Genomic DNA, 19,928 nt, shown 5'->3' on the forward strand with positions numbered 1-19,928 from the left:
ACCTAACCAAACTCCGAATACCGCAGAGTGCAGTCCGGCAGACAGACGGTGGGTGCTAAGGTCCATCGTCGAGAGGGAAACAGCCCAGACCGCCAGCTAAGGTCCCCAAATCACGGCTAAGTGGGAAAGGATGTGGGAAGGCCATGACAACCAGGAGGTTGGCTTAGAAGCAGCCATCCTTTAAAGAAAGCGTAATAGCTCACTGGTCTAGTTAAGCCGGCCTGCGCCGAAAATGTATCGGGGCTCAAGCCGTGTACCGAAGCTGCGGATGCGATCTTTGATCGCGTGGTAGCGGAGCGTTCCGTAAGCCTGCGAAGGGTGTCCGTGAGGCCGCCTGGAGGTATCGGAAGTGAGAATGCTGACATGAGTAGCGACAAACAGTGTGAGAAACACTGTCGCCGAAAGTCCAAGGGTTCCTGCGCAAGGTTAATCCACGCAGGGTGAGCCGGCCCCTAAGGCGAGGCCGAAAGGCGTAGTCGATGGGAACCACGTTAATATTCGTGGGCCTGGCGGAGGTGACGGATTGGAAAGCGTGTACGATCTTATCGGATTGATCGTGCTGTGGACCGGTTCCAGGAAATAGCCCCGCCTTACAGACCGTACCCCAAACCGACACAGGTGGACTGGTAGAGTATACCCAGGCGCTTGAGAGAATGGTGTTGAAGGAACTCGGCAAATTGCCCTCGTAACTTCGGAAGAAGAGGGCCCCGTTGTGGCGCAAGCCATGGCGGGGGGCACAGACCAGGGGGTAGCGACTGTTTACTAAAAACACAGGGCTCTGCGAAGCCACACAAGGCGACGTATAGGGTCTGACGCCTGCCCGGTGCCGGAAGGTTAAGAGGAGGAGTGCAAGCTCTGAATTGAAGCCCCGGTAAACGGCGGCCGTAACTATAACGGTCCTAAGGTAGCGAAATTCCTTGTCGGGTAAGTTCCGACCTGCACGAATGGCGTAACGACTTCCCCGCTGTCTCCAACACCAACTCAGCGAAATTGAACTCTCCGTGAAGATGCGGAGTTCCCGCGGTCAGACGGAAAGACCCCGTGCACCTTTACTACAGCTTTGCAGTGGTGCTAGGGACTTCATGTGTAGGATAGGTGGGAGGCTTGGAAACATGGGCGCCAGCTCGTGTGGAGCCAACCTTGAAATACCACCCTTGAAGTCTCTGGCATCTAACCGTGGCCCGTTATCCGGGTCCGGGACCCTGCATGGCGGGTAGTTTGACTGGGGCGGTCGCCTCCCAAAGTGTAACGGAGGCGCGCGATGGTGGGCTCAGAGCGGTCGGAAATCGCTCGACGAGTGCAATGGCATAAGCCCGCCTGACTGCAAGACTGACAAGTCGAGCAGAGACGAAAGTCGGCCATAGTGATCCGGTGGCTCCACGTGGACGGGCCATCGCTCAACGGATAAAAGGTACGCCGGGGATAACAGGCTGATGACTCCCAAGAGTCCATATCGACGGAGTCGTTTGGCACCTCGATGTCGGCTCATCACATCCTGGGGCTGGAGCAGGTCCCAAGGGTTCGGCTGTTCGCCGATTAAAGTGGTACGTGAGCTGGGTTTAGAACGTCGTGAGACAGTTCGGTCCCTATCTGCCGTGGGTGTCGGAGTTTTGCGAGGATCTGTCCCTAGTACGAGAGGACCGGGATGGACATACCTCTGGTGCACCGGTTGTCACGCCAGTGGCATGGCCGGGTAGCTAAGTATGGACGGGATAACCGCTGAAAGCATCTAAGCGGGAAACCCACCTCTAAACCAGAGCTCCCTTGAGAGCCGTGACAGACCATCACGTCGATAGGAGGCATGTGGACGGGCAGCAATGCCTGAAGCTAAGCCTTACTAATCGCTCGATCGGCTTGATCTCGACACCACTAACCGCGCCATGCGCAGCAGCAAGCCTGCTCCAAGCAGTGCTTGACCAGCGCATCGCCGTTCGATACATCCTCAAATCACTTGCACGAACAAGCATATGCGCTTTCGGTAACGATGCGTCGGTCTTGTGCCTCGGTGACCTGGTGGTCATGGCGAGGTGTCAAACACCCGATCCCATCCCGAACTCGGCCGTGAAAAGCCTCCGCGCCAATGGTACTGCGTCTTAAGACGTGGGAGAGTAGGTCGCCGCCAGGTCGCTCAGGCACAAGAGACGCTCCAAACCAAAGCACAAATGCTTGCATCTTCACCAACTCCATGACCCGACAATGATACATCCGCGGGGTGGAGCAGCCCGGTAGCTCGTCAGGCTCATAACCTGAAGGCCGCAGGTTCAAATCCTGCCCCCGCAACCAAATCAACAAGAAGCCCGCCGCGCTCACGCACGGCGGGCTTCTTGCTGTTCGGAGCGGAGTCCCTGCACCCACTTGTCACGACCCGCGTTCCCTGACCCGTGGTCATTGCGGTTGCGCCGTGGGGGCGGCATGTCGTACCCATTTCGCAAGTTGCATCCACGCGGATACCCCCGCTGCGCATGCTTTTCCAGTGTGTGCACAAGCTGCGAGCAGATGGCGAGCCCATGGCCAAGCGCAAAGTTTTCGACGATTTCGATCCGGCTCCGTCCGGTCCCTCCGTCTCCGAGACTCTGCGTGCGACGCGGATGGCGCATGGCTATGACCTGCGCGACGTCGCGACGATGCTGCGCATCCGCTATCCTTACCTGCTGGCGATCGAGGAAGGGCGGTATCAGGAGTTGCCGGGCAGCACCTACGCCATCGGTTTCCTGCGCTCCTATGCCGAGTGCCTGGGGCTCGACCCGGACATGGTCGTCACCCGCTACAAGGAGGAGGCTACCGGCAGCGTCCGCCGGCAGGAATTGTATCTGCCTACTCCGGCGGCCGAAGGGCGGGCATCGGGTGGAACGCTGCTGCTCGGCACGCTGGTGCTTGCCGGCATCGTTTATGGCGGCTGGTACTACCTGTCGGCGACCGACCGGTCGGTGGCGGACCTCGTTCCGACCCTGCCGGACCGTCTGGTCTCGCTGCTGGACGGTGTGCCGGCCAAACCGGTCGAGCAAGTTGCCGACCAGTCCGCAACGGCCAGCCAGCCCGGCGCCGAACCCGCCGTTCCGGCACCGGCGATCACGACACCGGCTCCAAACACAGCCCAATCTCCGGCCAATCCGGCTCCGGTCCCGACTCAGGCTGGATCGGCACCCTCTACTTCGGCACCTGTCGCAACGCCGTCCACCGCCGGCAAGCCGCCGCAGACTGCCGCATCCACCGCCACGCCAGCGCCGGCAACTCCGCAGGGCGGTACTGCCAAGCCGCAGGCTGGGACTGCTGCCGCCGGACTGCCGCCGGCCCAGTCTCCGCTACCCTCCGCCAACGCACCCGCTGCCAACCAGGCGAGTGGGCAGGGCATCGTCAATGTGCCGGCCCCGCCGGCCGAGGATGACGACGAGGCGTCGCCGCAGGATCCGACTCCGCTGAACGCCGCGGCGGCCCCTCCGGCCGCGCCCGCGGTTCCGGCCGCGTCGGTCCCGGCCAACGGCAAGGTTTATGGCACCCTGAACACCAATGCGAAGCTGATCCTGAAGGCGACGCAGGAAAGCTGGCTTCAAGTGCGTGATGGCAGCGAGATCGTCTTCACCCGCGTGTTGAAGCCGGGCGACACCTTCCGCGTCCCTGACAAGCCCAACGTGAAGATCCGCACCGGCAACGCTGGCGGTCTGGTGGTGATGGCCGATGGCGGTGAAAGTCCGCCACTGGGCTCCGTCGGGCAGGTGCTGCGCGATGTCGCCATCGACGGCCACGGGGTCGTGCGGCGCTGAAACCGGCCAGTGAGGGCGTCAGCCATGCGTCGGCCGCGCCCCACCAACCCTGTCCCTTGAATCCCCGGCACCGGAGCGCACTTCTGGCCTGATGCCGGCTGCGCTAGGATGCGGCACCCGGCTCCGTTTTGCTGTCCAGAGGCTGACCTGAGATGACCGTGCGCGCCTACCGCCAGATCCTTCGCCGCAAATCGCGCCAAATTCGCGTCGGCAACGTGCTTGTCGGCGGTGATGCGCCGATCTCGGTCCAGACCATGACCAACACGCCGACCACCGACGTGAAGGCCACGGTGGAGCAGATCCAGGCGGCCGAACGGGTGGGGGCCGACATCGTCCGCGTCTCCTGCCCCGACCGCGAATCGGCTCTGGCGCTCAAGGACATCGTGCGGCAGGTAAAGGTGCCGATCGTCGCCGACATCCACTTCCACTACAAGCGCGCCATCGAAGCGGCGGAGAGCGGAGCCGCCTGCCTGCGGATCAATCCCGGCAACATCGGCTCGGCCGAGCGGGTGCGCGAGGTGGTGAAGGCGGCCAAGGATCATGGCTGTTCGATGCGCATCGGCGTCAATGCCGGCTCGCTGGAGCAGGATCTGCTGGAGAAATACGGCGAGCCCTGCCCAGAGGCGATGGTCGAAAGCGCGCTGAACCATGCGAAGATCCTGGAGGACAATGATTTCCGCGAGTTCAAGATCTCGGTGAAGGCCTCGGATGCCTTCCTGGCCGTCGCCGCCTACCAGGGCTTGGCGGAGGCGTGCGACTATCCTCTGCACATCGGCATCACCGAGGCCGGCGGCCTGCGCGCCGGAACGGTGAAATCGTCGATCGGTCTGGGCATGCTGCTGTGGTCCGGCATCGGCGACACGCTGCGCGTCTCGCTGTCGGCCGATCCGGCGGAGGAGGTCCTGGTCGGCTACGACATCCTGAAGTCGCTGGGGCTGCGCCGGCGCGGCGTGACCGTCATTTCCTGCCCCAGCTGCGCCCGGCAGAACTTCAACGTCATCAAGACGGTGGAACTCCTGGAGCAGAAGCTGGCCCACATCACCACCCCGCTGACCCTGTCGGTGATCGGCTGCGTCGTGAACGGTCCGGGCGAGGCGCGGGAAACGGACATCGGTCTGACCGGCGGCGGCAACAACACCCATCAGGTCTATCTGTCCGGCGTCACCGACCATCGGCTGAAGGACCAGGACATCGTCCAGCATCTGGTCGGGCTGGTCGAGAAGAAGGCGGCGGAGATCGAGGCGACGAAGGCTGCCGCGGAGGCTGCCGAAGCCGAAACCACCCGAGAAACCACGCGAGACGTGGCCCCCGCCGCGGAGTAAGCTGCCCGGAATTCGGGCAGGGACAGCGATCCGCGGCGTGACCACCACCTCCTACCTCGTCATCGGCGCCAGCCACCGGACCTGCTCCGGCGTCGTCCGCGACCGCCTGTCCACCGACGAGGCGGAAGTGGCGGGAATGCTGGAGCGGCTGCGTGCCGTGGGGGTGGGGCAGGCGCTGTGGCTCAGCACCTGCGACCGGGTGGAGGTGCAGGCGGTCCATGAACGCCCGAACGAGGCGGCCCTGGCGATTGCCGAGGTCATGGCCGACCGCGCCGGCCTGTCGACATCCGATCTGGCGCCGCAGCTCTACACCCGCACCAGTATCGACGCCGTGCGCCACCTGTTCGCGGTGGCCTGCTCGCTCGACAGCCAAATCGTCGGTGAACCTCATATCCTGGGGCAGCTGAAGGCGGCCCACCGCAGCGCTTCCGGTGCGGGGCTGACCGGACCGGAGCTGGAAGCGGTTCTGCAGGCTGCCTATGCCGCCGCCAAGCGGGTGCGCAGCGAGACGCCGATTGCGGAGGGCGCCACCTCGCTGGCCGCGGCAGCCATCCAGGTGGCGCGCGACCTGCACGGCGACATCAGGCGCTGCGGCGCTCTGCTGGTGGGAATGGGCGACATGGGCGCCCTGGTTCTGGAGGGTCTGCGCGAGGCCGGGCTGCCGCGGCTGACCGTCGCAGCGCCGGTGGATCGGCGGGCGGAAGCGGCGGCTCGGCGGCTCGACGGGCATTTCGCTCCCTGGGCCGATCTGGAGGCGGCGATGACCGGCGCCGATATCTTGGTGACCGCGGCCGGCCTTGGGCGCTATATCCTGACCGCTCCGATGATGGAGACGGTGTTGAAGCGCCGCCGACGCCGGCCGGTCTTCGTGGTCGATGCCGCCATTCCGGCCGACGTCGATCCGGCGGTGGCGGGTATGGACGGCGCCTTCGTCTATGATCTGGCCGATCTGGAGCGGGTGGCGCTGCAGGGCCGGGTTGGGCGCGAGGCGGCGACCCAGGCGGCCTGGATGATCGTGGACGAGGCGGTTGCCGCTTTCGCCCGCGACCGTGCGGAACGCGCCGCGGTGCCCGCCGTGGCGGCGCTTCGCAGCCATTTCGAAGCGGAGCGGCGGCGCCTGCTGGCCGGGCATGCCGATCTGGACGCGGCCTCGGCGACGCGGCTGCTGGTCAACCGCCTGCTGCACGCCCCATCGGAGGCGTTGCGGGCGCTCGCTGCCGACGGCAGTGGCGAGGGGCTGGCCGAACGGGCGGCGGCGGAACGGCTGATGTTCCGCCTGTTCGGGCTGGACCGGCTGACCGCTGCCGCATTGGAAGAGAACGAACGGGATAAGGACGAGCGACGTGAGCCTGGACGAGAAGTTCGATAAGGTGATGGCCCGGTACGACGAGCTGCGCGACACGCTTGCGGCCGGCCTTGCCGAGTCCGGCGACTTCGCCCGGTTGTCCAAGGAATATGCCGACCTCACCCCGATTGCCGAGGCCATCGCGGAACTGAAGAAGGGCCGCGCCGAGGCCGCCGATCTGGCGGAAATGATCGCGGCGATGATGGGCGATCCCGGCGCCGACCCCGAGATGAAGGCGATGGCGGAGGAGGAATTCCACGTCCTGACCAAGCGCATCCCGGATTTGGAGCGCAAGGTGCAGATTTCGCTCCTGCCCAAGGACGAGGCGGACGAAAAGAACGCCATCCTAGAGGTGCGGGCCGGGACCGGCGGCGATGAGGCTGCGCTGTTCGCCGCCGAGCTGTTCGAGATGTACCGCCGCTATGCCGGCCTGCATGGCTGGCGCTTCGAGGCGATGGATGTCAGCGAGACCGGCATCGGCGGCTACAAGGAGGCCACCGCCAACATCACCGGCCGTGGCGTGTTCGCCCGGCTGAAATTCGAGTCCGGCGTCCACCGCGTCCAGCGCGTGCCGGCGACCGAGGCACAGGGCCGCATCCACACCTCGGCCGCCACCGTCGCCGTGCTGCCGGAGGCGGAGGAGGTGGATATCCATATCGACGAGAAGGATCTGCGGATCGACGTCTTCCGCTCCTCCGGTCCCGGCGGCCAGTCGGTCAACACCACCGACAGCGCCGTGCGCATCACCCATCTGCCGACCGGGCTGGTGGTGAGCCAGCAGGACGAGAAGTCGCAGCACAAGAACAAGGCCAAGGCGCTGAAGGTGCTGCGTGCCCGGCTGTACGACAGAGAGCGGGCGGAGAAGGACGCCGTCCGTGCGGCCGACCGCAAGAACCAAGTGGGCAGCGGCGACCGCTCGGAACGCATCCGCACCTACAATTTCCCCCAGGGGCGGGTGACCGACCATCGCATCAACCTGACGCTCTACAAGATCGACAAGGTGATGGCCGGGGAGGCATTGGATGAACTGGTCGACGCCCTGATTGCCGAGGACGAGGCCGCCCGGCTGGCGGAGCTGGGGTGATCGCATGAACCTCCGCACCCTGCGTGCCCAGGCCGAGGCGCGGCTGCGTGAGGCCGGCGTCGATACTCCGGAACTCGACGCCCGCTATCTGCTGGAGCATGCGTTGACCCTCACCCGCACCGACTTCGTTACGAAAGCGGAACAATTTATTCCCGATGCGGATGCTGCCCATGCCTTGGCGTTGGTGGAGCGGCGTGCGGCGCGGGAGCCGGTTGGGCGCATCCTGGGGCACCGGGAGTTCTGGACCATCGATCTTGCCCTCAACCCCGACACGCTGGAACCGCGGCCGGACACCGAGACGGTGGTGGAGGCTGTTCTGGCCGCCATCTCCGACCGGAAAGCTCCGCTGCATCTGATCGATTTCGGAACCGGAACGGGTTGCATCCTGCTGGCGCTGCTGTCGGAGCTGCCGAATGCCACCGGTGTCGGCGTCGATCTGAGCCCGCTGGCGGTGGAGGCGGCGGCCGGGAACGCCGCCCGCAACGGGCTGGCTGAGCGCGCCCGCTTCCAGACCGGCGATTGGGCCAAGGGGATCGATGAGCGTTTCGACATCGTGGTGTCGAACCCGCCCTACATCCCCAGCGCCGACATTGCCACGCTGGAGCCGGAGGTGCGGGAGCATGACCCGCTTCGCGCGCTGGACGGCGGGCCGGACGGGCTGGAGCCCTACCGTATCCTCGCAGCCGAATTGCCGCGTCTGCTGGTCCCCGGTGGACTGGTCGCGTTCGAAGTCGGGCAGGGCCAGGCGGAAGACGTGGCGGCACTGATCGGGGCACAGGGGTTGGGTGACACCGCAATTCTGTGTGACCTTGGTGGGGTAAAGCGCTGTGTCAGGGCTCGGAAGAGCCTGTGAGGCGGCTGCCCATTCAAAAAAACGGTTGGATCGGCAGGCTTTGGCGGGTAGTGTGCGGTACACGACCGCGAACCTGAGGCCTGCGGAGCAAAAATCTCGGATGGTTTTCTGCCGAGCGCTGACCGCCATGGCCTGCCGCACGCGATGCGGACGCGTCGTTTGAACCCCGTGAGCGACCCATGGAAATCGTCCATGGTGGGCTCGGTGGCCGGGCCGCAGGGCCGGATGGCTGCTTGAGCGTTCCGGGGACTGCGCTTCTCTTGCATGGGGCCTTAAGAGCCGAATGAGACAGGGACCGAACTCCAGGCGTTCGCGTGGTCGTGGCAACAGCGGCGGGGGCAGCGGCGGTGGTGGTGGTGGCGGCGGGGGTGGCAGTGCCGGCCGGCGCCAGAATGTTCCGCTGCGCCACCAGACCTTCGACAGCAACGGCCCCGATGTCCGCATCCGCGGCAATGCGTGGCAGGTGCAGGAGAAATATCAGGCGCTTGCCCGCGACGCGATGTCATCCGGTGACCGGGTGCAGGCGGAAAATTACCTGCAGCATGCGGAGCATTACCTCCGCATCATCAACCAGATCCAGGAATCGGAAAACCGCCAGCGCGGTGGGCAGCCCGGCAATGGGCACGGCCACCAGCCGCAGATGTCTTCGCATGGTGGCGACGAGGACGAGCAGCCGGCCGAGGATGAGACCGACGGCGAGGAACGGGCGGCCGTAAACGCCTGATATGTGACGCTTACCTGAGGTGACGTTTATTCGGCCGGCGTGACCGGGTCGCCCACTGCGATCCGGCCGCCGCCGGTCACCCGGGCGCGCAGCAGCATTTGGTTGTGGCCATAGCCGCGTTCCATAATGTTCGTCAGGCTGAGGTCGGCGACGCCGGTATCCGGGCTCACATCGTTTCCGGGCGTGCAGTCGAGCGCCTCCACCACCTCCAGCGTTGCCTTACCGACGGTCAGGGTCCGGCCGACCCAGCCGCGCTCCGCCCAGGGATCGATGCCGTCCATCAGCAGGTTGGCGCGCAGGCGGCGGGGATCGACCGGCTGCTTTGCGATCCGCTCCTCCAGGTCGCGCAGGCTGGCGAGGTTCAGCAGCGTGACCGACGGTTCCTCGCTGTTGCCGAAGCCGCCCTGCTGCGCTTCGATCAGGCGGGGCATGCCGGGGACGATCCCGGCCAGATAGGCGGCGAAGAACTGTTCCAGCAGGTTGCGGCCCATCGGCTGGTCCAGCCGGCCGCGCGACACCTGCCGGCCGCCGCGGCGGATGATCAGAGCCTGCGTCGCCTCGTCGAACTCGCTCTGCAAGACCGCCAGCTTTTCCGTACGATCCAGCGTGAAGAAATCCGACGGCAGGCGCCAGCCCTGCGTCTCGGTATCCAGCGCGGCCGGACCGTGCAATAGCCCATAGCGGCGGTCGAGCGGAATCGCCTGACCAGCGGTCAGCTCGATGGCGGGAAGGTCCTGGCCGCTCATCCCCTTGACGGGATAGCGGCGGATGACGGTCAGTGTGGCGTTCATTGCACTGCACAATGAAAGGGCTTGAGCGTCCCTGTCAACCGATGCGGTGCCTATTTCTCACGCTGCGGCTGGGGTATAGCAGGCCGGATCGCCCGAACCGCCCGCTCCACCCCGTAATCTGGTGCCGCTACCAGCGTTCGGCGACGGGCCGTCGACCAAGAAATTCCTCCAGCCGCCGCCCGGTGGCAGGCGACAGGTCGGTCGGCAGCCGGTCGAGCGGGAAGAATCGGGTTTCGACGATCTCAACACCGTCGGCCTTCGGGCTGCCGCTCCAGCCGCGCACGACATAGACCGCCACATGGTCGCTCGCTCCGTTGCGGAAACGGGCATAGATGGCGAAAGGCTGAGCAGGGCGGTCGGCAATCAGCCCGACCTCCTCCCGCACCTCGCGCCGCATGGCGTCGACCAGCGTCTCTCCCCGCCCGACACCGCCGCCGGGCAGGTGCCAGCCATCGACATAGCTGTGCCGGATCAGCAGGACGCCGGGCGATGCCGGGTCCGCCTCGTCCAGGATGATCGCCCTCACCCCCATGGTCAGCGGCCGTGCCAGCCGATGCCAGACCCCGCGCAGGCTCCAGGCGAGACGAAGCAGCCGGCCCGTCATGGTTCTCGGAATCGGCCTGTCGGCGGATGCCGGCGTCGTGCTGGTCGGGGAACCGGAGGCGGCCAGATCGGTCATGATGAAATCCGGAACGGGGCCCTTGGAAGGCGGAAAGGCGGAATGGCGGCAGTCTAGCCGTGGGCGGGAGGGATGGTGTAGGGGGCAATCGGCAGGTCGCGCGCTACCTCTTTTTCCCGATCCTAACCGGTCTGGAGGAGGCAGGTATGGTCACGTTTCTCTACCGATAACCTTTCTACGCAGATGGTCTTGCATGGCCTTCGGCCTTGCCTACATCTTCGGCAGCATCCTTGCGGATCGCACAGTTGCGTGGATCACGTCGACCGGGCTGCCTCGCGGACGGTCGACAGGAGATAGGGGAGCATCATGGATTTCGAGCAATATACCGAACGCAGCCGCGGGTTCATTCAGGCCGCCCAGACCCTGGCCGTGCGCCGTGGGCATCAGCGCCTGACCCCGGAACATCTGCTGAAGACGCTGCTGGACGACAAGGAAGGGCTTGCCGCCAATCTGATCCGTGCAGCGGGCGGCGACTCCAAGGCGGCCCTGTCGGCGGTTGACGCCGAACTGGACAAGCTGCCGAAGGTCGAAGGCAGCGGCGCCGGTCAGCTCTACCTGACGCCCGAACTCTCCCGCGTCTTCGAACAGGCCGAGAAGGTCGCCGAGAAGGCCGGCGACAGCTTCGTCACCGCCGAACGCATCCTGCTGGCGCTGGCCATGGCCGACGGCACCCCGTCGGGCAAGACATTGAAGTCCGCCGGCGTGACGCCGCAGGCGCTGAACACCGCCATCAACGACATCCGCAAGGGCCGCACCGCCGACAGCGCCAGCGCCGAGCAGGGCTATGACGCGCTGAAGAAATATGCCCGCGACCTGACCGCCGCGGCGCGCGACGGCAAGCTCGATCCGGTGATTGGCCGCGATGAGGAAATCCGCCGCACCATCCAAGTTCTGGCCCGGCGCACCAAGAACAATCCCGTGCTGATCGGCGAGCCCGGCGTCGGCAAGACCGCCATCGTCGAGGGGCTGGCCCAGCGCATCGTCAAGGGCGACGTGCCGGAGGGCCTGAAGAACAAGCAGCTGCTGTCTCTCGACCTTGGCGCGCTGGTGGCGGGCGCCAAGTACCGCGGCGAGTTCGAAGAGCGGCTGAAGGCCGTGCTGTCGGAAATCCAGGCGGCGGCCGGTGAGATCGTCGTCTTCATCGACGAACTGCACACGCTGGTCGGCGCCGGCAAGTCCGACGGCGCGATGGACGCGTCCAACATGCTGAAGCCCGCGCTGGCGCGCGGCGAGCTGCATTGCGTCGGCGCCACCACGCTGGACGAGTTCCGCAAATACATCGAGAAGGACGCGGCGCTGGCCCGGCGCTTCCAGCCGGTCTTCGTGTCGGAGCCGACGGTGGAGGACACCATCTCCATCCTGCGCGGCCTGAAGGAGCGCTACGAGGTGCACCACGGCGTGCGCATCACCGACAGCGCCATCGTGTCGGCGGCGACCCTGTCCAACCGTTACATCACTGACCGCTTCCTGCCCGACAAGGCCATCGACCTGATCGACGAGGCGGCGAGCCGCCTGCGCATGGCGGTGGACAGCAAGCCCGAAGCCATCGACGAGCTGGACCGCCGCATCATACAACTGAAGATCGAGCGCGAGGCGCTGAAGCGCGAGCAGGACTCCGCGTCGCGCGACCGTCTGGTCAATCTGGAGCGCGAGCTGTCCGATCTGGAGCAGGAATCGGCAGAACTGACCGCCAAGTGGCAGGCCGAGAAGGACCAGCTACAGGGCGCGCAGAAGATCAAGGAGGATCTGGAGAAGGCCCGCACCGAACTGGAGACGGCGCAGCGCGACGGCAACTGGGGCCGCGCGGGCGAGCTTGCCTATGGTGTCATTCCCGGTCTGGAAAAGGCTTTGAAGGACGCCGAGGAGCATGCCAGCAGCCGCATGCTGAACGAGGAGGTGCGCGACAGCGACATCGCCGCGGTGGTCAGCCGCTGGACCGGCGTGCCGGTCGACAAGATGCTGGCCGGCGAGCGCGAGAAGCTGCTGGCGATGGAGGACAAGCTGCGCGGGCGGGTGATCGGCCAGGACGAGGCCATCGTCGCCGTGTCCAATGCTGTGCGCCGGGCGCGGGCCGGGTTGCAGGACCCCAACCGTCCCATCGGCTCCTTCCTGTTCCTCGGTCCAACCGGCGTCGGCAAGACCGAGTTGACCAAGGCGCTGGCCGAGTTCCTGTTCGACGACGAGACGGCGATGGTCCGCCTCGACATGTCGGAATACATGGAGAAGCACTCCGTCGCCCGCATGATCGGCGCGCCTCCGGGCTATGTCGGCTATGAGGAGGGCGGGGCGCTGACCGAGGCGGTGCGCCGCCGGCCCTATCAGGTCGTGCTGTTCGACGAGGTGGAGAAGGCCCACCCCGACGTCTTCAACGTGCTGCTCCAGGTGCTGGACGACGGCCGGCTGACCGACGGGCAGGGCCGCACGGTCGATTTCCGCAACGTGGTCATCATCATGACCTCCAACCTCGGCTCGCAGGCGCTGGCCGAGCAGGCGGAGGGCGAGGACAGCGCCGCCGTGCGCGACGAGGTGATGGAAGCGGTCCGCGCCCATTTCCGGCCGGAGTTCCTGAACCGCTTGGACGAGATCCTGCTGTTCCACCGGCTCGACCGCCGGCATATGGGCGGCATCGTCAAGATCCAGCTCGGCCGCCTGACGAAGATGCTCGCTGACCGCGAGATCACGTTGACGGTGGACGAGGCGGCGACCGAATGGCTGGCAGAGGCCGGCTACGACCCGGTCTACGGTGCCCGTCCGCTGAAGCGGGTGATCCAGCGCGAGTTGCAGAACCCGATGGCGACCCTGATTCTCGAGGGCCGCATCAAGGACGGCCAGACGGTGGCGGTCGGAGCCGAAGGCGGCTCCCTGACCATCGACGGCCAGCCGGTGAGCGGGCTGATTCGCAAGGCGTAAGGCCGAAGGCCCTCTCCCAACCGTCGGAGAGGGCTTTTTTCCTCAGTAAAACGGCGCCCCCAGCCCTTCCACCTCGAAAGCGGCCTTCACCGCCGGACGCTCCAGAACGCGGGCGAGGTAAGGTCCCAGATTGCCCAGCGTACGTGCCGGGCGACCCATGAAGCGGGTCCAGCGGCACAGCATGAACAGGTACGGGTCGACGGCGCTGTACGTGTCGCCCAGCAGCCACGTACGCTCTGCAAGCGCGCGGTCAATCTTATCGAAATGACCGTTCAGCCGGGTTTCGGTCGCCGCCTTGAAGGCGGCCTGCGCTTGCGTGCCCTCGACATAACGCTCGGGGTAGAAGTACAGCAGCATCTCGGCCTGGACGCTGTTGGTCAGATAGACCAGCCATTTGTAGAACTCCGCCCGCTCGGGCGTGCCGACCGCCGGGGCCAGCTTCGCCTCCGGATGGCTGTCGGCCAGATGCAGGCAGATGGCGGCGGCCTCGTACAGCACCAGATCGCCGTCGACCAGCGTCGGCACACGGCCATGCGGGTTCAGCGCCAGATAGGCGGCGCTCTTATGCTCCGCCCTGTCGCGGTCGAGCAGCCGCAGTTCGAAAGGGTCGCCGATCTCGCGCAGCAGGATGTGTGGCGCCATCGCGGCCGTGCTGACCATACCGTAAAGCGTGCGCAAAGCGGCTCCTCCCTCTCGTCGTTCCGGTCAAGCTGTCCCATCCGGCTTGGCGTCCCGCCAGCGTCTTGCGCGCATGGCACGGATGACGGCGAAGCGGGTTTGTCGAGTGGCGAAACTGTGCGTATGATCGGCGATACTGTTTAACAAATCGAACACCCTGCGGTGAGCCGCTACGGCCATCCAGGGCAACGAACCCGACAAGACCGAACAGGAAGATCCACTCCATGACCGCTCCGGGCAGCACCGCCGGCAACTCTGCCGCCAGCCGCGACAAGGCCTTCGTCCTCCATCCCTACACCAACCTGCACGCTCATGAGACGCAGGGGCCGATGATCATCGAACGCGGCGAAGGCATCCACGTCTTCGACGATGGCGGCAAGGATTACATCGAGGGCATGGCCAGCCTGTGGTGCGTCTCGCTCGGCTGGGGAGAGGAGCGCTTGGTCCAGGCGGCGACCAAGCAGATGCGGCAGCTGTCCACCTATCACATCTTCGGCCACAAGTCGCACGAGCCCGGCATCGATCTGGCCGAGAAGCTGATCGGTCTGGCGCCGGTGCCGATGTCCAAGGTCTTCTTCGCCAATTCCGGCTCGGAGGCCAACGACACTGCGATCAAGCTGATCTGGTACTACAACAACGCGCTCGGCCGGCCGGAGAAGAAGAAGATCCTGTCGCGCCAGCGTGCCTATCACGGCGTGACGGTGGCGACCGCCAGCCTGACCGGGCTGCCCAACAACCACCGCGACTTCGACCTGCCGATCGCCCGCATCATCCACGGCGATTGCCCGCACCATTATCGCAATGGGCTTGAAGGCGAGAGCGAGGAGGCCTTCGCCACCCGCTTGGCCGAACAGCTGGAGGCGCTGATCCTGGCCGAGGGGCCGGACACCATCGCTGCCATGTTCGCCGAGCCGATCATGGGCGCCGGCGGCGTCGTGGTTCCGCCCGCGACCTACTTCGCCAAGATCCAGGCGGTGTTGAAGAAATACGACATCCTGCTGGTCGCCGACGAGGTGATCTGCGGCTTCGGCCGTACCGGCAATTTCTGGGGCAGCCAGACCGTCGGCATGCAGCCGGACATCCTGACCTGCGCCAAGCAGCTGTCGTCCGGCTATCTGCCGATCTCCGCCGTGATGGTGAGCGACGCCATCTATCGCGCCTGCGTCGAGGAAAGCCGGAAGATCGGCACTTTCGGCCATGGCTACACCTACTCCGCCCACCCGGTGGCGGCGGCGGTGGCGCTGGAAACGCTGAACATCTACGAGGAACGCGACATCGTCGGGCATGTCCGCTCGGTCGCCCCGGCCTTCCAGTCGCGGCTTAAAGCGCTGGCGGACCATCCGCTGGTCGGCGAGGCCCGCGGCATCGGCCTGATCGGCGCGCTGGAACTGGTGGCCGACAAGGGGACCAAGACGCCCTTCGATCCGCCCGGCCGTGCCGGCGCCCTGGTCAACGGTCTGGCCCAGGACAACGGCCTGATCGTCCGCGCCATGGGCGATTCCATTGCGCTCTGCCCGCCGCTGGTGATCTCCGAAGCGGAAATCCACCAGACCTTCGACCGTCTGACCAAGGCGCTCGATGCCGCGGTGCCGGTTCTGCGGGGGTAAGAATTGGCCGGGGGTGGGGTTTCCGCCCTATCCCCGCCGCAGATGCATCTTGCCCAGGCCGCCCAGCGCGTCGAACAGCTGGCGGAACTGGGTGAGGAACTGTTCCCAGGTCACCTTGGTGGTCGGTTCGATGGCGGCGTGCAGGGAGCCCAGGTTGGTCTTGCCGTCGATCCGCGACAGGATCGGGCCGGCCAGCCGGGGCAGGGGAAGCGACACCACGTTGCCCATCAGGTCGAATTCCAGGCTGCCGCCGGGCGGAACGGCCTTCGCCACGGTCTTGCCGTCGATGTCGCGTAGGACCGGGACCACGTCTGGCCCGTCCGGCCGGATGCAGGCGGCCTCCAGATCGGCCGGGCGCAGCAGATAGGCGATGTGCTTGGTGAAGGCGCCGGTGATGCGCTCGGTCCAGGCGGCGCGCTCCAGCATGCCCAGCCCCGCCAGTTGCTTCAGGATGCGGGCGTCCTTGACCCAGAGAGACGGCTCGTAGCGCAGCGGGTCGATCAGCGTCGCGACGGCGAGCCCGGCGCTGTCCGCCAGCTCCGCCAGCTGCGGCACGCTGTAGGGGCGGTCGCAGCTGTGCAGAAGCAGGTCGTAGAGATTGGCGTCGGCCAGCCGGTGGTCGCCGATGTGCGGGTTGTTCAGCAGCCAGTTGGTCGGCGGCAGCGCCTGGATCAGCCGGCGGGCCAGCGCCACCTTCTCGGCCGGCGGCAACCCCTCGGTCATGCCGCGCAGCGCCTCCTGCATCGGATAGACGCCGGTGCGGCCGTAGGGCGCGTAGACCATGATGCCGATGCCGCCACCGGGCGCCAGCGCGCCGGCCAGGGAGCGCAGGCCGGCAGACGGGTCGTCCAGATGGTGCAGCACGCCGCAGCAATCGATGTAGTCGAACGGCCCCGCTTCCGCCGTAATCCCGTCCAGCTCCAGCAGCGACCCACGGTGGAAGTCGATGTTGGTCAGGCCGCGCGCCCTGGCCCGCGCCTCGGCGACGGCGCGGCTGGCGTCCGACAGGTCGATGTAGGCGATGCGGCCGGGATTGCCGGCATCGGCCATCTGCTGCGCCAGCATGATGGTGCCGTCCCCCGTGCCGCCGCCGGCCACCAGAACCCGCAGAGGCCTGGAATGGTCGATCCGGCCGCCGAAGACATGCTGCACGAACTCGTCCAGGTGGCTGGGCGAGCCGTTGATCAGCCGTTCGGCCTCGTCGGCCGGATTGCGCGCCGGATAGGGATAGGCTTCATACTGGGCGCGCAGATCGTCGATGCTCATGGGAACCGCTCAACGGGAAAAAATGGGCGCGGCGACCATAGCACCGCATCCGCCCGTATCGCACCTGCCCGATGACGTGCTTTCGGTGACCGCCTTTCGCTGACGATCACCCAGCCAGGGGAACGCAGATCTCCGTCAGCCACTCGGACGGCGGCAACGCCCGCGGGTTGTTGAGATATTCCTCGTAACAGGGGGCATCTCCCGGCGTGTGGCCGCTGTTGGGCAGCCACTCGCCATAAAGCCAGCGGTAGACCGCGCCCAGTTCGGCATAGGGGCCCTTGTGCCGCACCACGGCATGACGCCCGCCGGGGATGTCCACCACACGGATCAACCCATCCTCGACGATGCCCAGGTCCAGCATCAGCCCGGCGAAGGAGCGCAAATCCTCCGGCCTCACCGATTCCGGATCGTCGTAATAGATGGCGAAGCTGCGGGTGCCGGGGCCGGTCAGCCCCTGCTTGGACGCCCAGGTATAGAGCCGGTCGAAGCTGGTGCCGATGGTCATATAGGGGCCGGTGTGCGGCAGCCCGATGATGCGGTGGGCGGGAAGGTCGCGGATTTCGACGTCGTGCATGCTGTCCTCCATCTGGTGGTTGGCCGGGACTGGAGGATTGAGCCGCCCGCGCTTGCGGTAGGCGGCCGGTGTCACGCCATAGCTCTGCCCGAAGGCGCGGGTGAAGGCCTCGACGCTGCCATACCCCGCCCGCCGGGCGATGGCCGGCATGGCGATGCTGTCGCACACCAGATCGCCTGCTGCCCGGTGCAGGCGCAGCCGGCGCAGGGTCTCCGCCGCCGTCTCGCCGGTGATCGCCCGGTAGATGCGGTGGAAGTGGCAGGGCGAGAAGCAGGCGACCTCCGCCAGCCGATCGAGGTCGAGCGGTTCGTCCAGATGCGCGGCGATGAATGTCACCACCCGTTCGATCCGGTCGCCGTAATCGAGCCGCGTGCCGGGCTTGGCCGCAACCGCGGAACACGGCACGGGCCACGCGGCCGTTGCGTCGGTGGAGATGCTGTCGTTGGTCATGGCGTGACGTCCTCCAGTCCCGCCGATGCTAGCCGGCAGCCGCTTGATCGCGCTTGCGGAGTTAGGCGGACGGCCATCCGCCCGCCGCCCGCACCTCGCCCACCCGCGCGCCGGCGCGGTTCAGCAGCGGGGTGGTCAGCAGCTGCGGCACGCGCGCCCATTGCGCCTCGGTCAGCGCCTGGGTCGAGCGGATCAGGGCGGCCAGCGCCACCTCGCGGGCGCGGGCGGCACCGTCCTCGATCTTCAGCGCGATGCCGATGCCCTGCTCGGGGATTACGGCGCAGCCGACGCCCTCGGCTCCGCCCTTGACCAGCACGGCGCCTCCGGCCGCCTCCATCAGCGCCGTGTCGAAGGTTCCAGTGCCGCCGATCAGGAAGGGGTGCTTGCCCCAGGCGGCGGCGATGCGGGTGACGGCCTCGGCCCGGGCGTCGGGCAAGTCGACCGGGTCGGCGATGCGGGCCATGGCATAGGCGATGGCGCCCAGCGGAATGCCGATGGTGGGAATGGAACAGCCATCGACGCCCCAGGGCGCCCCGAACAGGTCCTGGCCCGTCATCTGCTCCATCACGCCCAGGATGCGCTGCTGCACCGGGTGTTCGTAGCGGACATAGCCCTTCAGCCGTTCGGCCCTGTGCTTTGCGGTGGTCAGGAAGCCGCTGTGCTTGCCCGAGCAGTTGTTGTGGAAGGCGGTCGGCGCCTCGCCGCGGCGGACCAGATCCTCGGCGGTGGCGGGATCGTAGGGGATCTGCGCGCCGCATTCGTAGTCGTCGAGCGTCAGACCGACCCGCCCGGCCCAGGACCGCGCCAGTTCGGTGTGGCGCGCCTCGCCATTGTGGGAGGAGCAGGCGAGCGCCAACTCCTCATCCCCCAGCCCGAAGGCGTCGAGCGCGCCGCTTTCCACCAGCGGGATCGCCTGCAGCGACTTGATGGCGGAGCGCGGGTAGATCGGTGAATCGATGTCGCCCCAGCGTGCCAGCACATGGCCGCCGGCATCGACGATGCAGGCGCGGGCGCGGTGGACCGACTCCACCAGGCTGCCGCGCGTCACCTCGACGGTGATCGGGCTTTCCGCCGGGCCGGACAGGTCGGCACGGCCCTCGGCGCTCTCGCCAGGCCGGTGGCCGTCATGGTGGGAATCGCTGTGGTGGTGTTCGCCGCCGCAGCAGGAGGAATGGTCGTGAGGATTGTCTGGGCTCATGCCGGCAAGCTTGCCTCGGGCGGGCTGCGGCGGCAAGCTCCCGCCCGGTCATATTCCTACCCAGATCAGCGGGCTCTTCATGCGTGGCTATTTCGGAATCGGGGTGGAGCGGATCAGCAAGCCGGGCAATGTCGGCAACCTGATGCGCACCGCCCATGCCTTCGGCGCCTCCTTCTTTTTCGCCATCGATCCGGAGCCGGATCTGCGCGAGACGAAGCTGGTCGATACCTCCGGCGCCACGCTGCACCTGCCGCTCTACATCCACGAGCGGGTGGCCGACTTCACCCTGCCCAGGGACTGCATGCTGGTCGGGGTGGAACTGACCGACGACGCGGTGGAACTGCCCAGCTTCCGCCACCCGTCGCGCGCCGCCTATGTGCTGGGGCCGGAGCGCGACAGCCTGTCGCCCGCCCTGCTGGCGCGCTGCGACCATGTGGTAAAGATCCCCATGTCCTTCTGCATCAACGTCGGCGTCGCCGGGGCGCTGGTGATGTACGACCGCATGATCTCGCTCGGCCGCTTCGCCGAGCGCCCGGTGCGTCCCGGCGGCCCGCTGGAGGGGCCGGCCCAGCACAAGCATGGCAAGCAGATCATGCGCAAGGAGGACCGCCGCCGCCGGATCCGCGGGGAGCAGAAGCCGGTCGCCGACGAAAGCGACGAGTGAGTGCGACGAGTAAGGATGCGGG

15 protein-coding genes, 1 tRNA gene and 2 rRNA genes (1 of these 18 only partly in view) are annotated in these 19,928 nt (G+C 66.6%); 12 read left to right on the top strand and 6 right to left on the bottom strand.

Annotated elements, in window-relative coordinates; translation table 11 throughout:
• The 9 genes from ABNQ38_RS23915 to ABNQ38_RS23955 form a co-directional block, all read left to right on the top strand.
• Positions 1 to 1,862 (top strand): 23S ribosomal RNA (locus tag ABNQ38_RS23915) (it extends 883 nt beyond the left edge of the window).
• Positions 1,863 to 2,009: 147 nt separating this feature from the next.
• A 5S ribosomal RNA gene (rrf, locus tag ABNQ38_RS23920) occupies positions 2,010 to 2,125 on the top strand.
• An 81-nt stretch (positions 2,126 to 2,206) separates the two neighbouring features.
• A tRNA-Met gene (locus ABNQ38_RS23925) sits at positions 2,207 to 2,283 on the top strand.
• 224 nt (positions 2,284 to 2,507) lie between these two features.
• Positions 2,508 to 3,761: a RodZ domain-containing protein gene (locus ABNQ38_RS23930; protein WP_377808350.1), complete on the top strand. Its 1,254-nt coding sequence runs from the start codon at positions 2,508 to 2,510 to the stop codon at positions 3,759 to 3,761.
• A 152-nt stretch (positions 3,762 to 3,913) separates the two neighbouring features.
• Positions 3,914 to 5,083, top strand: a complete 1,170-nt coding sequence (gene ispG / locus ABNQ38_RS23935) for a flavodoxin-dependent (E)-4-hydroxy-3-methylbut-2-enyl-diphosphate synthase (RefSeq protein WP_377808351.1) — start codon at positions 3,914 to 3,916, stop codon at positions 5,081 to 5,083.
• 37 nt (positions 5,084 to 5,120) lie between these two features.
• Positions 5,121 to 6,452 carry a glutamyl-tRNA reductase gene (gene hemA, locus ABNQ38_RS23940; RefSeq protein ID WP_377808352.1) on the top strand — a complete coding sequence of 444 codons (1,332 nt, stop codon included), beginning with the start codon at positions 5,121 to 5,123 and terminating at the stop codon, positions 6,450 to 6,452.
• Positions 6,427 to 7,512 carry a peptide chain release factor 1 gene (gene prfA / locus ABNQ38_RS23945; protein ID WP_109051815.1) on the top strand — a complete coding sequence of 362 codons (1,086 nt, stop codon included), beginning with the start codon at positions 6,427 to 6,429 and terminating at the stop codon, positions 7,510 to 7,512. Before hemA ends, prfA begins: the two co-directional genes overlap by 26 nt.
• Positions 7,513 to 7,516: 4 nt before the next feature.
• The gene (prmC, locus tag ABNQ38_RS23950) at positions 7,517 to 8,365 is read left to right on the top strand and encodes a peptide chain release factor N(5)-glutamine methyltransferase (protein ID WP_377808353.1); all 849 of its coding nucleotides are present in this window, start codon (positions 7,517 to 7,519) and stop codon (positions 8,363 to 8,365) included.
• Positions 8,366 to 8,648: 283 nt separating this feature from the next.
• Positions 8,649 to 9,089, top strand: a complete 441-nt coding sequence (locus ABNQ38_RS23955; protein ID WP_377808354.1) for a DUF4167 domain-containing protein — start codon at positions 8,649 to 8,651, stop codon at positions 9,087 to 9,089.
• Positions 9,090 to 9,115: 26 nt separating this feature from the next.
• On the opposite strand, the gene ABNQ38_RS23960 is transcribed toward ABNQ38_RS23955, so the two are convergent.
• Entirely contained in the window at positions 9,116 to 9,880 is a 765-nt protein-coding gene (locus tag ABNQ38_RS23960; protein ID WP_377808355.1) for an MOSC domain-containing protein, read from the bottom strand.
• Positions 9,881 to 10,007: 127 nt separating this feature from the next.
• On the bottom strand, positions 10,008 to 10,559 hold the full coding sequence (locus tag ABNQ38_RS23965) for an NUDIX domain-containing protein (protein WP_377808356.1): 552 nt from the start codon (positions 10,557 to 10,559) through the stop codon (positions 10,008 to 10,010).
• A 306-nt stretch (positions 10,560 to 10,865) separates the two neighbouring features.
• Between ABNQ38_RS23965 and clpB the strand changes: the two genes are divergently transcribed.
• Positions 10,866 to 13,469: an ATP-dependent chaperone ClpB gene (clpB, locus tag ABNQ38_RS23970; protein WP_377808357.1), complete on the top strand. Its 2,604-nt coding sequence runs from the start codon at positions 10,866 to 10,868 to the stop codon at positions 13,467 to 13,469.
• A gap of 42 nt (positions 13,470 to 13,511) precedes the next feature.
• On the opposite strand, the gene ABNQ38_RS23975 is transcribed toward clpB, so the two are convergent.
• Positions 13,512 to 14,147, bottom strand: a complete 636-nt coding sequence (locus tag ABNQ38_RS23975; RefSeq protein WP_377808358.1) for a glutathione S-transferase family protein — start codon at positions 14,145 to 14,147, stop codon at positions 13,512 to 13,514.
• 224 nt (positions 14,148 to 14,371) lie between these two features.
• Between ABNQ38_RS23975 and ABNQ38_RS23980 the strand changes: the two genes are divergently transcribed.
• Entirely contained in the window at positions 14,372 to 15,754 is a 1,383-nt protein-coding gene (locus ABNQ38_RS23980) for an aspartate aminotransferase family protein (protein ID WP_377808359.1), read from the top strand.
• A gap of 27 nt (positions 15,755 to 15,781) precedes the next feature.
• Here the strand turns inward: ABNQ38_RS23980 and ABNQ38_RS23985 are convergent, their stop codons facing one another.
• The 3 genes from ABNQ38_RS23985 to ABNQ38_RS23995 all read right to left on the bottom strand — a co-directional run bounded on the left by ABNQ38_RS23985 (position 15,782) and on the right by ABNQ38_RS23995 (position 19,242).
• Entirely contained in the window at positions 15,782 to 17,020 is a 1,239-nt protein-coding gene (locus ABNQ38_RS23985; protein ID WP_377808360.1) for a class I SAM-dependent methyltransferase, read from the bottom strand.
• Between the two features lie 106 nt (positions 17,021 to 17,126).
• Entirely contained in the window at positions 17,127 to 18,044 is a 918-nt protein-coding gene (locus ABNQ38_RS23990) for a GyrI-like domain-containing protein (RefSeq protein ID WP_377808361.1), read from the bottom strand.
• 61 nt (positions 18,045 to 18,105) lie between these two features.
• Positions 18,106 to 19,242, bottom strand: a complete 1,137-nt coding sequence (locus ABNQ38_RS23995; protein WP_377808362.1) for an asparaginase — start codon at positions 19,240 to 19,242, stop codon at positions 18,106 to 18,108.
• Between the two features lie 79 nt (positions 19,243 to 19,321).
• Between ABNQ38_RS23995 and ABNQ38_RS24000 the strand changes: the two genes are divergently transcribed.
• Positions 19,322 to 19,906, top strand: a complete 585-nt coding sequence (locus ABNQ38_RS24000) for an RNA methyltransferase (RefSeq protein ID WP_377808363.1) — start codon at positions 19,322 to 19,324, stop codon at positions 19,904 to 19,906.
• The last annotated feature ends 22 nt before the right edge of the window (positions 19,907 to 19,928 follow it).

Origin of the sequence: Azospirillum sp. A29 (genome assembly GCF_042604625.1) — a bacterium.
Taxonomy (GTDB): domain Bacteria; phylum Pseudomonadota; class Alphaproteobacteria; order Azospirillales; family Azospirillaceae; genus Azospirillum; species Azospirillum palustre.

What these genes read in the sequence shown, in the direction of transcription:
- ABNQ38_RS23930 (WP_377808350.1), top strand. Translation starts at nt 2,508, where the DNA reads ATGGCCAAGCGCAAAGTTTTCGACGATTTCGATCCGGCTCCGTCCGGT.
- ispG (WP_377808351.1), top strand. Translation starts at nt 3,914, where the DNA reads ATGACCGTGCGCGCCTACCGCCAGATCCTTCGCCGCAAATCGCGCCAA.
- prmC (WP_377808353.1), top strand. Translation starts at nt 7,517, where the DNA reads ATGAACCTCCGCACCCTGCGTGCCCAGGCCGAGGCGCGGCTGCGTGAG.
- ABNQ38_RS23955 (WP_377808354.1), top strand. Translation starts at nt 8,649, where the DNA reads ATGAGACAGGGACCGAACTCCAGGCGTTCGCGTGGTCGTGGCAACAGC.
- ABNQ38_RS23960 (WP_377808355.1), bottom strand. Translation starts at nt 9,880, where the DNA reads ATGAACGCCACACTGACCGTCATCCGCCGCTATCCCGTCAAGGGGATG.
- ABNQ38_RS23965 (WP_377808356.1), bottom strand. Translation starts at nt 10,559, where the DNA reads ATGACCGATCTGGCCGCCTCCGGTTCCCCGACCAGCACGACGCCGGCA.
- clpB (WP_377808357.1), top strand. Translation starts at nt 10,866, where the DNA reads ATGGATTTCGAGCAATATACCGAACGCAGCCGCGGGTTCATTCAGGCC.
- ABNQ38_RS23980 (WP_377808359.1), top strand. Translation starts at nt 14,372, where the DNA reads ATGACCGCTCCGGGCAGCACCGCCGGCAACTCTGCCGCCAGCCGCGAC.
- ABNQ38_RS23985 (WP_377808360.1), bottom strand. Translation starts at nt 17,020, where the DNA reads ATGAGCATCGACGATCTGCGCGCCCAGTATGAAGCCTATCCCTATCCG.
- ABNQ38_RS23990 (WP_377808361.1), bottom strand. Translation starts at nt 18,044, where the DNA reads ATGACCAACGACAGCATCTCCACCGACGCAACGGCCGCGTGGCCCGTG.
- ABNQ38_RS23995 (WP_377808362.1), bottom strand. Translation starts at nt 19,242, where the DNA reads ATGAGCCCAGACAATCCTCACGACCATTCCTCCTGCTGCGGCGGCGAA.
- ABNQ38_RS24000 (WP_377808363.1), top strand. Translation starts at nt 19,322, where the DNA reads ATGCGTGGCTATTTCGGAATCGGGGTGGAGCGGATCAGCAAGCCGGGC.